This is a genomic window from Providencia sp. wls1914, assembly GCF_009706645.1.
Classification (GTDB): Bacteria; Pseudomonadota; Gammaproteobacteria; order Enterobacterales; family Enterobacteriaceae; genus Providencia; species Providencia zhijiangensis.
Genome location: NZ_WLUN01000016.1, coordinates 339,469 through 351,565 on the forward strand (window position 1 = coordinate 339,469; position 12,097 = coordinate 351,565).

Genomic DNA, 12,097 nt, shown 5'->3' on the forward strand with positions numbered 1-12,097 from the left:
TCCTTCATTTCACACTTAGGTTCGCATAATGCATATTATGTTAAATTGAATTAATGGGACACAATAACCAATAACTTCATGAGATGGACCCTTTCAATGATAGTGAATAGAAAGTGTCATAAATTTTTTCGTTGAGTGTTCTTACATAACGCTGAATACTAATATCTCTGGGCGCCGCCGTAGCAATGTAAAGAACTGTGATTTTACTGGATATGTCATTTCACAATGCAGTTGCATTGCAATGCATTTGCATTGTTTTGAAAAAATCGTATAATCAGACTGTAAGTTGTACATAAAAAGGGAGGCAATTTATGCTTGCTTACGTCTGTACTGAAGATATTGCGCTTGAAGCAGACTCTAAATTAACAGAGCGCCATCAGACCACTATTCCCGCTCCCATCAGGGATGCACTTCACCTGCATGGCGGCGACCGTATCCATTACAAATTGCTCAGCACCGGTGATGTGCTGATATCACGCCATCAGAATGAAAAGGAAGATCCGGTTATGGCATCATTCCTCAACTTTCTGGCGCAGGATATGACAAATAATCCTCAGACTGTTCAACACCTCGATATGTCCCGTGGTTTCGAACTGGTTGCTGATATGGACGTCAACCTTGACGATGACATCATCGACGAAGAATAAATAATATGGATTTTCCTGAATGCCTGAACGGGTGGGCAATCTACGCCCACCCGTGTTTCAAAGAACAATATGATGAATTAGTACAAAGCGTTAAAGACCTAAAAGTAAAGCTTCCGGATACTTATCAGAAAAAAGCTGACACAAAGATTTTAGCTCATCTGCTGAGATCAATAGCGAACATCACAAGTGATCCCCGCACCCCGGAATTCAGGCCTGGTAATGCCATCAGTGAGAAATACACGAACTGGTCCAGAGCCAAATTTGGTAATGGCCGGTACCGATTATTCTTCCGATATAATTTCAGCCAAAAAATCATTGTTCTGGCATGGGTTAATGATGACAGCACACTGCGCACTTACGGCAGTAAAACGGACGCCTATAAAGTATTCGGTAAAATGCTGAAAAAAGGTCATCCACCGGATGACTGGGATGCGCTGCTTAAAGCCGCGAAGTAAATAATATCGGGGTTCTTTCATAGAACCCCTGCCTTTTATTGCTTATTAGTGAGTAAGGTATTCGTCAAATATATGAGAACCTAGAACACGAATCACTTCTGAGCGTTCATCCAAAGAAGTATCCGCTTTTCTTACATAAATGCTGATAAATACAGGCTCATGATTATCTGACCAGACCATCGATGTTATTCCTCTAACGCCATACTCACTTGCACCTGACCTATCGGCAATTTTCCATCCTTTAGGAAGAGACGCTCTAAGCATATTGTCAGCAACTTTATTATTGACCATCCATTCTTTTAATTGCTCTTTAGATGAATTGCTGAGAACTTCGCCAGTCAAAATTTTCTTGATACTCTTGCTCATTGCATCAGGAGTCGTTGTATCTCGCAGATCACCTTCGGGATTGACAGTCAATTCTGGCTCATATCGGTCAGAACGAGTCACCGTATCTCCTATTGCTCTCATAAATGCCGTCAGAGCTTCTGGCCCCCCGCCCGAGAAAATAGCAAAATTAGCGGCCGTATTATCACTGTATTCATTGGCAGCTTTACAAGCTTGTTCAAGCGTAAATGACTTATTCATATAATCTTTAGCAACGGGTGAATATGTCACAATATTTTCTTCCGTCACTATCATCGAATGACTTAATAAAAGTTTCTTTGCATCAACCTTTGCCAGGGCGTTAGCACAAGCAATTGATTTTACAGTACTATCTAACGGGAAACGTTGTTCCCCATTGATTGAAATCGCTTTATCATTTGAAAATAGAATTGACAAACCAACCTTCCAACCCTCTTTTTCGTATTGTTTAACTTGTTCCTGTAAAGTCAAAGCAAATGCAGAGGACACAATAGGCATGCTTAAAACCAATGCGGCGAATATTTTAAATCGTAAAGTCATAGTAAACCTTTGATAGTCGATATTTATATAATGAGTTTATTTCAGCATAAGTTGAAATTTAATTTATGTAGGGCCTTATTTTTATTAAAAATTATATTTCCTTTCGTATAGTTCACAAATGATGATATTTTTTAGTAGCTGATAGAAAAACTTATATCTTGAGGATCATCAAATTCAGACTGGGTTTGATGATGAAATTAATGAGCGTAGGTACTGGAAAATTGAAGGGTTTTCTAAAGTTCCCTGTGGCGGCACACACGTCAGATCCACAGCTGAAATTGGTACCATTTGGTTAAAAAGAGTGAATATCGGCAAAGGAAAAGAACGGGTCGAAATATATCTTAATGATTAATACCAAAGTATTTCGCAAACGCCCTACGCCCTTTTTCACTGATAGTCACTTCTCTATAACCCGCATGCCTGAACAGCCAGCCTTGCTTTTCGGCATGCACAAGAAAAGCCGCACCAACTTGCCCGCCTAAATGAAAACGTCGCTCACTCCAATCTAAACATGGGCAACAAACCTTTGTTGAATGCTTGAAATTAAAATCGAGCCCCATTTTTCTAAAGCTCTCAATACCTAATAACGTAATCTCGGTTCCATTCTCAATGAGCCAGTTTTGCTGCCTAAGTGCATCATAAATATGAACAGCCACTTCACCGGCCAAGTGGTTATAACAAGTTCGAGATTTTCTTAAGTTCGGCGGTGTCATTATTTTGGCTTGAGAGGCATTGCTTGCAGATAATCCCATGATACTTTCAATCATATTGGCAACGCTTTCATTCGCAATTCGAAAATAGCGATATTTTCCTTGGGAAATAACCGTGATCAGTTGGTTGTCCAATAACTTTGTTAAGTGACTGCTCGCTGTTGATGCTGAAATTTCCGCAACTACGCCTAGCTCCGTTGCTGTCCACGCCCTTCCATCCATTAAAGCGCACAGTATTTTTACCCTAGAACTATCAGAAATAGCCGCTCCAATCGCGGCTATAGATAATTCTAATGTGGAGGTATCAGTCATTGTTGGTGTTTTTATGGTCATTCAAAAAATTCTCTACCACCCAAGGACGCGTGATTAACTCAGCAATATCCACTTTATCGGTAATCAGTATTAACTGATTAGCATGGTCGCTATATTGCACTAAAATATTCACATCATGATCCGCTAATATTTGTGCTATTTCCCCTAGCTCCCCCGGCTTTTCCTGTCTTAATTTACGAATAATCGGTTTGTTAATTTCGACAGATAATCCCATCGATTCTAAAACAGTTTTCGCTTTTATCCCATCCTTAACAAGAAAATGTGCATGGCTTTTCCCATCGACGGTAAATACTCCGCCACCTTCCAAACCGACATGGTTATTACCTAATGTTTTTCCTAACAGCGCCAATTGCCCTGGTTTGCCGTCTAAAACCACATGAATATCAAACATTATTATTTATCCTTTTCAAACGCATATTCTCGAACCATATTAACAATACTGATTTTGTAGAAATCAAAAATCGTTTCGCGGCCTTCTTGTTGAGCATCCATGTGCAAAATATTTTGTTTCCATTGCAAAACTGCCGATTCGCTTTCCCACCATGACAGTGACAATATCTTGCCCTCGTTCGATAAGCTTTGAAAACGCTCGATTGAAATAAACCCTTCAATATCGCTCAGTAACGGCTTTAATTTTTCTGCTAAAGATAAATAACGTCCCTGTTTATTCGGTGCAATACGTGCTTCAAATATCACTGCGATCATTTTATGTCTCCTTGTTAACCGTTAAATAGGTTATCAATCTCGTATTAATATCACTTCGATAACCATCGAAATGACAAACATTGAGCGCAATAATAGCCATAATTTGCTGAAAGCCTTGCTCTGTATTTTCCTTAGCTCCCCTAAAAATAATCCGTATAGGTTATTGTTATTTAATTTATTACCCTTTAAGCAATACTCATCAATTCAAAAGTGAACCCTATATGGCATTAATTTTAGTGATCTTTTTTTTTGCGGGATTTGTTAAAGGCGTTATTGGACTAGGCTTACCAACACTATCTATGGGTTTGTTAACAACGGTCATGGAACCTGCTGTTGCAGCAAGTATTCTGATTATTCCATCTTTCGTCACCAATATATGGCAGCTTATGATTGGTGGTAAGTTTTTAAACTTAGCTCGACGATTTTACTTATTTATTATCGCGATTTTTATTGGCACTGTTTATAGCCCATTACCAAAATTGAGCTCAGCATCAGAATGGGTATTTCCTGCACTGGGTCTGATATTAATCATTTATGGACTGGTGGCCATGTTCCTCCCTAAATCGTCAATATCGAGTAAAAATGAACGATGGCTATCCCCACTAATTGGTTATATCACTGGGGTTATTACCGCAGCCACGGGGGTTTTTGTTATCCCTGCCGTTCCTTATTTACAATCATTAAATCTTAATAAAAATGAATTAATACAAACATTAGGTCTCGCGTTTACCGCGTCAACAATTGCGTTAGCCATCTTATTAATAAGGGAAAATAGTAGTGAGACTATAGATTATTACACCTCTTCAATTGCACTTATTCCAGCAATTATTGGTATGTACGCAGGTCAATATTGTAGAAATTTGATTAGTGAAAAAATATTTAGACGCTGTTTTTTCTTTGGATTAATCGCATTGGGCGTTTATATGTTATTCAAGTAAAAACTTAACAAACTCATCCATATAACTCGGTAATTCATCAAATCTTCGGGCGCAAATATACAATTTGCGCTTTGCCCATTCATCAGATAAAGGGACGATATTTCCTGGATATATTCCGATAAACCGAGATATTACTTGTCTCGGTAAAATGGCATAGCCAAGCCCTTCACTCACTAATTGCATCACCGCATCCATTGTTGCTAAACGCATACGATAATTTAATGTAGTCCCCAAGTTTTGTGCATGATGGTCAATATAATCCTGCAAAGCATTGCCTTGAGAAAGCCCAATAAAATCATGATGGTCAATTTGGCTGAGTGAAAAGATGTTTTGATCATTTAAATCGTTAGATTTAGATAATGGCGCGAAAACAACCAAGTGGTCATCACACAAGAACTTAAATTCCAAGTCATATAATGACGACGGATTTGCAACAATCCCTAAGTTTGCCATTTGATTATTGAGGCTACTGATGATTTTTTCACTCGGCATTTCACGGATCCCAACGCTAATATTCGCGTATTTTTGCAGATAGTCCGCTAATTTTTTTGGAAGAAAACCAGCTTGTGCTGAAGAATTGCATAATAAATCAATATACCCTCGTAGACCTTGGCTGTATTGTCGCAATTCACTGCGCATATGGTCGATTTGCAATAGCACCTGATTCGCATGATTTAATAATGCCAACCCTGCATTTGTCAGTTTGATCCCCGACGAAGAGCGCGTCAATAATAAAACACCAAGCTCATTTTCCATACCTCGAATACGTTCACTGGCTGATTGCAAACTTAAATTAGATAAATTGGCCCCTGCTGTAATACTCCCAGCTTTGTGGGTATTTACAAATAACCGTAAATCAACCATATCAAAACGCATAATCGCTCCGAAAATGTTTATAACCCATACTTAGGCTAAGTTTTAGCATCATAGCTCATCAGCAAGTCTTGATATCCGCGAACTGGCCTCATCGATGTGACCGCGTAACGTTTGTAAGCATAAAGCAAAGTTTTCAGAAAAACAGTCGCAATCATTGGCTAAAGTAAAAAACGTCTCAGCTAATTCCAACGCTTCCCGCCAAGTTTTTCTACTGATCCCCTCAAGTAGTGTTACTGACCTAAGAGTATTGACGATTTCACCACCCGACTTAGGCGCAAACCCCATAGGTAGGATATCGTAAGCTGGTGCAAGATGGTATGGACGGCCATGGCTACTAATAAACGATAGATTACCATGATGCATATCGGTATTACCGATAAGCATACCAAATGCCCAAAGCCGTGCTGTACTGGTGATAGCATCGGGATGTACATGTTTTTGCTTAACTAATTCATTAACCAACACAGGCCAAGGCTCCCTTGCCCGCCCTACAAATTCTGCATCCAGAGCTTGTAAAGAAAAAAGCCCTCGACGGCCGAGTAAACCAATGCGATCGAATCGAGGAATTTCAAGGAAGCGTTGACCTTCAAAATCAAACACCTCTGTTTCTACTCCCAGCACTTTTAATGCTAGATGTTCAGCTTGTAGCAGATCACGCCAACGTTCACTTACAGGGTTATCATCAAGAGCCGTAAATTTTACGATGACATGACCTCGTTCAGTGTAAGTACAAAATTTTGGTTGCTCACCGCCTGCGGATGAACCAGGAGCCTCACCCGAGCTAACCGCTCGCGCTAATGTTGGATACACCGCGGCTCGATCAACAGGAGTTGGTGCCTGCATTTCCAGAAATTGGTTTCTTGCCTGTTCCCCAATTAATAAGTTTCCTACTGCATCATGCCCATGAGCGAGCAAGGCTCTTATAATATCGGAGTCTGACCAGCGATCTGGGTTTGGCGATATTCCAAGTTGCGTTGAATAGGCGGATGCATAAGCTCGACCAAGGTATCCTTGTGGGCGCATATCAAATAGCCACCATGGTAAGCCATCACTATGAAGGCATACTCCATCAACCTGCTCCATAACAAATCCATCTGGATAAACAGGAATCAACTGACCTAGAGGTCGTAATGTTCCTTCTTCTGTGATGCGATAAATAGGAGCAGAATTAAACCCTCGAAACGTATCACGCAATGCATATTGAATAGAGGATGCAGCACCAATTCGGACAATATCGTCACCTAATACTTTTAGCGCTCGAGACAAAGTTGGCTGACTAATATTCATTATATCAGTTATTTGCCTTGCTGTTGTTGGTCCGTTACGGAGTAACTGACGTATCATCTCAGAGCGATTGGTCATGGTATTAGCCGCTTAATGAATAAATAAATGAATAGATGAATGAATAGATAATTTAGCAGCTATTTTCAGTATTGTCATCTTTCTGAGATCTCTAACTTTTGCTCTATCAATCATCCTGATATTCAGGATCCTGTATCAAAAATTATCTGATTTTTAAAATGAGCTTGATTATTTATATTGTCGTCTATCCCAAGATAAACAAAATAATTAAGGTTTAGATATGATTACCGCTATCGTAAAAGCGACTATTTTAGCTGATAAAAAAGATGAACTTAGGCGTATTGCAGACATTTTACAGTATGAATATTCACATAAAGAAACTGGCTGCCTTCAATATGAATCCTTTATTGATGGAGAAACATTTATCACGATTGAGCGCTGGGAAAACCAAGACGTTCTGGATATTCATTTAGCACAAGAACATGTCAAAAAATATGTTCCGTTAATGAAAGCATGCATTGAAAATGGCTTATTCAATGTGCAATTTATTCGTGGTGGTGAATTCAGTTTTATACAAATTTAATGTGCCAATCCTTTCGCGTGATGGAAATCTGTCTTTATATAAAAACTATCTTCATACAGAAGCTAATCTTCATCACGCGATGATTTTATCCGCAACAAATTCGGTAATCGTGTGATACAACGATGCTACCGCTTCAGACATTTTTTCTTCAGCTCGATGCAAGTTAACGCCCATATACCCAACGTCTGGTAACTCAAATAAATCATAGAGTTGTAACGATGAAGGTACGCCAATTTCAGTTCTTAATGTAATACCTAAACCCGCCGCGGCAGCCGCCCATATTCCACTTAAACTTCCGCTAGTGAAGGCAATTCTCCATGGAATACCTGCTTTATCTAAAGCCATAATGGCTTTCATGCGCATAAGGCATGGCGCATCAAAGACCAATAGCGGTAACGGTATATTATTGTTCAGATAATACGAAAGATCGAACTTCGGGGAGCCAATCCAACGTAGGGATAATTGACCTAAAGACTCACAAAATGCCGTTTCATCATTACCATGCCAACAAAGCACGAGATCCAGTTTATTCTCTAATATTGACCGAATAAGCGGTGGGTTTTGCGTGACTGTTGCTGATATTTGCACATCAGGATGCGCGCGAGAAAATTGGCTCAGCACCGGCGGCAAAAGTACTTCACCAAAATCCTCTTGAAAACCGACCCGCACTTCCCCTTGAAGGCCACATGCAGCTAAAGCAGAACTCGCTTCATCATTTAACTCTAACAACCGGCGTGCATAGCTAAACATGATTTCCCCGCGCGGTGTTAGCACTAAATTTCGACCTGATTTTTGAACTAAATCAGTGCCAGCTTGTTGTTCAAGTTTTTTCAATTGAGCGCTAATGGAAGATGTAGAACGCCCTAACCGCGCAGCCGCTAATGCAAAGCTGCCTAATTCAATCCCTGTAACAAAGGAACGTAAAGCGTCAGAATCAAAGGTGAGCGGTCTTTTCGGCATTTAATCATCCTGATAATCAGTATTATTATTTAATAATAATTCATTTTTATGAAACGATAATAACCACTGAATCGATATTTTTAAAGGAAGAAGCACAGACAACGCAATCATCTGTCTCGTCATTGACTATTTTGGTGTACATTTATCAAAGTAATTCCAAGTCCGAATTTATCTCCATTAGCTATAGGATACTCATTTCAAGGTCAATCATCATGAAAACGCTCACTATTACTCGCGTTGCTGAATTAACCGGCCTTACCTCTGCAACTATTCGCTTCTATGAAAGCAAAGGTTTGATTCAACCGATTGGCCGAAAAGGTTTAACTCGGTTGTATGCCCCTGAAGTTCTTACTCATCTTTCCCTTATTATTCTTGCTAAACAGGCTCAATTTTCACTGGATGAAATAGCAAACATGCTAAATCGCCTGCCAGAAAATGGAATTGAACGCCCTATTTTGCGAGAAAAAATAGATGAAATTGATCAGAAAATCCAAGAACTCCAAAAGCTTAAACAAGGGTTACAGCATATCGAACAGTGCTCAGCAGATAACCATTTACAGTGCCCTAAGTTCCAAAAAATTCTCTCTACCAGCTTAAAACAAAATATCGCAAAATTGGCCAAAAACCTCGCTTGACTTAAAGTTAACTTGAAGTTGTATCATCCGGCATATTCGTTTTCTCCCTCTACTATTGTTGATTTTTATGAACAATAAGGAATGATTATGCCTCGCTCAGTTTTTTGGCTCGCCGCCGCTCTCGCATTATTTACAACGGGTAATGCCCTCGTTCTTTCTGTTGCTGTGCTGATTGGTTCGCAATTAGCGGATGACTCAGCCTATGCAACCATCCCTCTATTGTCACAATATATTGGCTTGATTTTAGCCTCCATTCCCATGGCGCATTTCATGATGCGATTTGGCCGTCGAGCTGGCTTTATGTTGGGAAATATTGGTGGATTAATGGGCGCAATTTTCGCTATTTCAGGTATTTACACTCAAAGTTTTTGGCTATTTTCTCTGGGAACTTTTTTTACAGGTATCGCGATTGGTACAGCTCAACAATATCGCTTCGCCGCTTTAGAAGAAGCGCCAATTGCTCTGCGTGCAAAAGCCATCGGATTAGTCATGAGTGGTGGTATTGTCGCGGTATTAGTAGGGCCTACATTAGCGATGTCAACACGCACACTTATTGCCCAATATCCATTTATGGGCACCTTCGCGGCACTGACGATCATTTATATTTTGGCATTTATACTTTTATTAATGATCCCGTTAACAACTCAGCGTAAAACGACATTTTCTGCAGATGTTCCACAAGCGCGTTCATATTCAAAACTCTACTCTCAACCATTACTTATTTTAATCGCTTTCGTTAGCGCAATAAGTTATGCCTTGGTCGTTTACATGGTCGGCGCATTTCCATTGGCAATGAAAGCTCAAGACTTTACATTCACTTCCATCGCCTTTGTTTTCCAATGCCATATTTTAGGTATGTTTGCCCCTTCCTTTTTTACAGGACATTTGATCAGTCGCTTTGGCGTAAAACCTTTCTTGTGGTTGGGAATAGCCTGCCTGATGGTGGCGAATTTATTAAATTTAACGGGGGCCAGTTATACGCACTTTTTAATATCAATGACACTAGTAGGACTTGCCTGGAATTGTATTTTAATTGGCACCACACACTTATTACCGCGAACATACCGCGATCATGAACGAGGTAAAATACAGGGAATGACCGATTTTCTTATTTTTGGTTTTGGTGCTATTGGCAGCTTATTAGCGGGAGTCGCCTTTTATTTTGTCGGCTGGCAAGTGACCAATATGATTGGATTTATTGTGGGCCTGGCTATTTTTTCCGTGATGCTATTGCTTCGTCGTAGTATGAGTGAAACACCCGAATTGGCTAAATCTTAGTGTAAAAATAACCGCCTCGAACCTAAATTCATCGAGGCGGCTAACCTTCACTATTTCATTTTTGGTAGGAAGCTTATATCCATATAATATTTATTGGCATTATTCTTATCGAGGTAAATTGTGACTGTTTCTCTATCAATATATGGCGATGGGTCAAAATAAATATTTTCACTCTTATAACGCTTGATTGTATTCGTGCTTTTATCATGCACATCCGCCAAAATTTGGTATGGCGACTGCTTGTTTATCTGGATCATCGTATTTTCTTCAACCCCAGTAATTTTTACTTGGATTGGTGTACCTTCACGTAATAAGCGCGTATTTTTCTTTTTACCTACCATACCAAAAGCAAACGGAACACCGCCAATTAATGTAAATACAACGCCGAAAATACCACAAAAAATACTTAACGCGTAAATTCCAAAGAAAGAATTAATCACCGCATCATGGGGGTTAGTTGGATCATACAACACATCAATAGATTGCCCTATGCTGCCACGATAGCTACTGCTACCCATGGAAGAGCGAAATTCAATTTTTTGATTATCTTGCGTCGTAAATTCAATAATCGGGAAATAGCTTTTTGATTTATCCTCTGAAACACTGACATCCAGATCAGTCACAATCCCTGTTGTTTCTACCCCATTTTTTGTCATATTCATGCTGGAATAGAGCGAGAATGCGGTACCAAGCAGAAATAGGATCCCAATCACTAAAAAAACCGTAAATATGATATTTTTAATCTTCACCCTTGTATTCCTTTAGTTGAGTTTTCATTGGCTTCTATTATGGAACAAATCAATAATTAATTTCAGATAAGTGTGAATTAATGGTGATATTTAAGACTGTTTACCGTACTGATGGAAATTTACCCATATCCCATAAATAACTAAACCACCAAAGAAAAATGGCACCGTCATGGTAAGTTCTAAATAAACGAAGCGGTTAAAGTGAAAATTGGGTAATTTGGGTGTGAGGTAATAGGCAATCGGCAGTGCGAATAGTAAGGAAGCAGTCCCAATCCCTATTATCTTTTTGAGTTTTTGGTTATCAATGTTTTGCTGTACTTTTGTCTGCTTTCGATAATATCGCCAATATTGATAACTTAAATACAGCAAACCTAATAATGATCCCGCGTGTTGCAACACTTTATAAATCGCAATTTCTTGTTTATCGGTCATGGATAAATTTAATTGTAAGAATGACCATTCTCGCACCATTGTGCCTGTATCGTGCGTAAAAGAGTCCCAAACAATGTGCGTTAATGCGCCAATAAAGAAAGATATAGCGAGAATACAAATACTGAGGATAGACCAGGCCTGTGTTTTTTTAATCACAAAAGGTATAACGGTTGATAATGGCGAAGCCAGCTTCAGAATAATGACATAAATAATAAAGCAAAGAGGTAACCCAATAGATAGCCATCCCACAATATGATGAGCTTCTGAAGCTAATCGATACAATCCAAACGAATATAATAAATCTGGGCTCAAACTCCCAAGGATCATCGCAGGTAAACTTAGCCATTTTCCCAAGAAAGAATGCTTAATAGGAAAAACAACAGCAGGATGAGAAAACGTCCATGGCATCAATTATTATCCTTCTATGACCATCTGGTATGCATCACATTCTAAATGTTGCCGTTCCAGTTCACTATACGATAATCCTGAAATCCCCTTCCTCCATCCGCACTCCCCAAATAGCGGTTTTACGAAATAATTTGCGAGTAGTTATATTTAGTTCAGTAGAATCGACTTATTGAATGATTCTCA

General features: G+C 39.3%; 12 protein-coding genes and 4 pseudogenes. 7 read left to right on the top strand and 9 right to left on the bottom strand.

From position 1 onward, the window contains the following. Positions 1-311: 311 nt before the first annotated feature. Positions 312-647: a type II toxin-antitoxin system PrlF family antitoxin gene (locus tag GKR74_RS12215; RefSeq protein ID WP_154603774.1), complete on the top strand. Its 336-nt coding sequence runs from the start codon at positions 312-314 to the stop codon at positions 645-647. Positions 648-652: 5 nt separating this feature from the next. After that, a complete protein-coding gene (locus GKR74_RS12220; RefSeq protein ID WP_154603775.1) occupies positions 653-1,102 on the top strand; it encodes a type II toxin-antitoxin system YhaV family toxin in 450 nt (149 codons plus the stop codon). Between the two features lie 45 nt (positions 1,103-1,147). Here the strand turns inward: GKR74_RS12220 and bla are convergent, their stop codons facing one another. Further along, positions 1,148-2,005, bottom strand: a complete 858-nt coding sequence (bla, locus tag GKR74_RS12225) for a class A beta-lactamase (RefSeq protein ID WP_154603776.1) — start codon at positions 2,003-2,005, stop codon at positions 1,148-1,150. 220 nt (positions 2,006-2,225) lie between these two features. On the opposite strand from bla, the gene GKR74_RS18300 reads away from it, so the two are divergent. Continuing rightward, entirely contained in the window at positions 2,226-2,357 is a 132-nt protein-coding gene (locus GKR74_RS18300; RefSeq protein ID WP_442959347.1) for a hypothetical protein, read from the top strand. Here GKR74_RS18300 and GKR74_RS12235 read toward each other — a convergent pair. The 3 genes and pseudogenes from GKR74_RS12235 to GKR74_RS12245 all read right to left on the bottom strand — a co-directional run bounded on the left by GKR74_RS12235 (position 2,347) and on the right by GKR74_RS12245 (position 3,753). Next, complete coding sequence (locus GKR74_RS12235) at positions 2,347-3,048, bottom strand: ArsR/SmtB family transcription factor (RefSeq protein WP_230089152.1); 702 nt, start codon at positions 3,046-3,048, stop codon at positions 2,347-2,349. The genes GKR74_RS18300 and GKR74_RS12235 overlap by 11 nt on opposite strands. A gap of 10 nt (positions 3,049-3,058) precedes the next feature. After that, positions 3,059-3,439: pseudogene (locus GKR74_RS12240) on the bottom strand (amino acid-binding protein); the annotation flags it as partial. Positions 3,440-3,441: 2 nt separating this feature from the next. Beyond that, the gene (locus tag GKR74_RS12245) at positions 3,442-3,753 is read right to left on the bottom strand and encodes an antibiotic biosynthesis monooxygenase family protein (protein ID WP_154603778.1); all 312 of its coding nucleotides are present in this window, start codon (positions 3,751-3,753) and stop codon (positions 3,442-3,444) included. Positions 3,754-3,974: 221 nt separating this feature from the next. Between GKR74_RS12245 and GKR74_RS12250 the strand changes: the two genes are divergently transcribed. Further along, the gene (locus GKR74_RS12250; RefSeq protein ID WP_154603779.1) at positions 3,975-4,691 is read left to right on the top strand and encodes a sulfite exporter TauE/SafE family protein; all 717 of its coding nucleotides are present in this window, start codon (positions 3,975-3,977) and stop codon (positions 4,689-4,691) included. Here the strand turns inward: GKR74_RS12250 and GKR74_RS12255 are convergent. After that, positions 4,680-5,567, bottom strand: a complete 888-nt coding sequence (locus GKR74_RS12255) for a LysR substrate-binding domain-containing protein (protein WP_154603780.1) — start codon at positions 5,565-5,567, stop codon at positions 4,680-4,682. The two genes, GKR74_RS12250 and GKR74_RS12255, sit on opposite strands and share 12 nt — an antisense overlap. Before the next feature lie 63 nt (positions 5,568-5,630). After that, positions 5,631-6,929: pseudogene (gene yjjJ, locus GKR74_RS12260) on the bottom strand (type II toxin-antitoxin system HipA family toxin YjjJ); the annotation flags it as partial. Positions 6,930-7,149: 220 nt separating this feature from the next. On the opposite strand from yjjJ, the gene GKR74_RS12265 reads away from it, so the two are divergent. Further along, positions 7,150-7,452: a putative quinol monooxygenase gene (locus tag GKR74_RS12265; RefSeq protein WP_154603782.1), complete on the top strand. Its 303-nt coding sequence runs from the start codon at positions 7,150-7,152 to the stop codon at positions 7,450-7,452. A gap of 96 nt (positions 7,453-7,548) precedes the next feature. Here the strand turns inward: GKR74_RS12265 and GKR74_RS12270 are convergent. Next, positions 7,549-8,412, bottom strand: a pseudogene (locus tag GKR74_RS12270) (LysR substrate-binding domain-containing protein); the annotation flags it as partial. Between the two features lie 212 nt (positions 8,413-8,624). Here GKR74_RS12270 and GKR74_RS12275 point away from each other — a divergent pair. Together GKR74_RS12275 and GKR74_RS12280 are read left to right on the top strand one after the other, a co-directional pair. Then, positions 8,625-9,044, top strand: a pseudogene (locus GKR74_RS12275) (MerR family transcriptional regulator); the annotation flags it as partial. Positions 9,045-9,134: 90 nt separating this feature from the next. After that, entirely contained in the window at positions 9,135-10,325 is a 1,191-nt protein-coding gene (locus GKR74_RS12280; protein WP_154603785.1) for an MFS transporter, read from the top strand. 50 nt (positions 10,326-10,375) lie between these two features. On the opposite strand, the gene GKR74_RS12285 is transcribed toward GKR74_RS12280, so the two are convergent. Further along, positions 10,376-11,074 (bottom strand): DUF3592 domain-containing protein, encoded by a 699-nt coding sequence (locus tag GKR74_RS12285; RefSeq protein WP_154603786.1) that lies wholly within the window; start codon positions 11,072-11,074, stop codon positions 10,376-10,378. Positions 11,075-11,164: 90 nt separating this feature from the next. Then, entirely contained in the window at positions 11,165-11,914 is a 750-nt protein-coding gene (locus tag GKR74_RS12290) for a DUF4184 family protein (RefSeq protein WP_154603787.1), read from the bottom strand. Between the last annotated feature and the right edge of the window lie 183 nt (positions 11,915-12,097).

What these genes read in the sequence shown, in the direction of transcription:
- GKR74_RS12255 (WP_154603780.1), bottom strand. Translation starts at nt 5,567, where the DNA reads ATGCGTTTTGATATGGTTGATTTACGGTTATTTGTAAATACCCACAAA.
- GKR74_RS12235 (WP_230089152.1), bottom strand. Translation starts at nt 3,048, where the DNA reads ATGACCATAAAAACACCAACAATGACTGATACCTCCACATTAGAATTA.
- GKR74_RS12280 (WP_154603785.1), top strand. Translation starts at nt 9,135, where the DNA reads ATGCCTCGCTCAGTTTTTTGGCTCGCCGCCGCTCTCGCATTATTTACA.
- GKR74_RS12265 (WP_154603782.1), top strand. Translation starts at nt 7,150, where the DNA reads ATGATTACCGCTATCGTAAAAGCGACTATTTTAGCTGATAAAAAAGAT.
- GKR74_RS12220 (WP_154603775.1), top strand. Translation starts at nt 653, where the DNA reads ATGGATTTTCCTGAATGCCTGAACGGGTGGGCAATCTACGCCCACCCG.
- GKR74_RS12250 (WP_154603779.1), top strand. Translation starts at nt 3,975, where the DNA reads ATGGCATTAATTTTAGTGATCTTTTTTTTTGCGGGATTTGTTAAAGGC.
- GKR74_RS12290 (WP_154603787.1), bottom strand. Translation starts at nt 11,914, where the DNA reads ATGCCATGGACGTTTTCTCATCCTGCTGTTGTTTTTCCTATTAAGCAT.
- GKR74_RS12215 (WP_154603774.1), top strand. Translation starts at nt 312, where the DNA reads ATGCTTGCTTACGTCTGTACTGAAGATATTGCGCTTGAAGCAGACTCT.
- GKR74_RS12245 (WP_154603778.1), bottom strand. Translation starts at nt 3,753, where the DNA reads ATGATCGCAGTGATATTTGAAGCACGTATTGCACCGAATAAACAGGGA.
- bla (WP_154603776.1), bottom strand. Translation starts at nt 2,005, where the DNA reads ATGACTTTACGATTTAAAATATTCGCCGCATTGGTTTTAAGCATGCCT.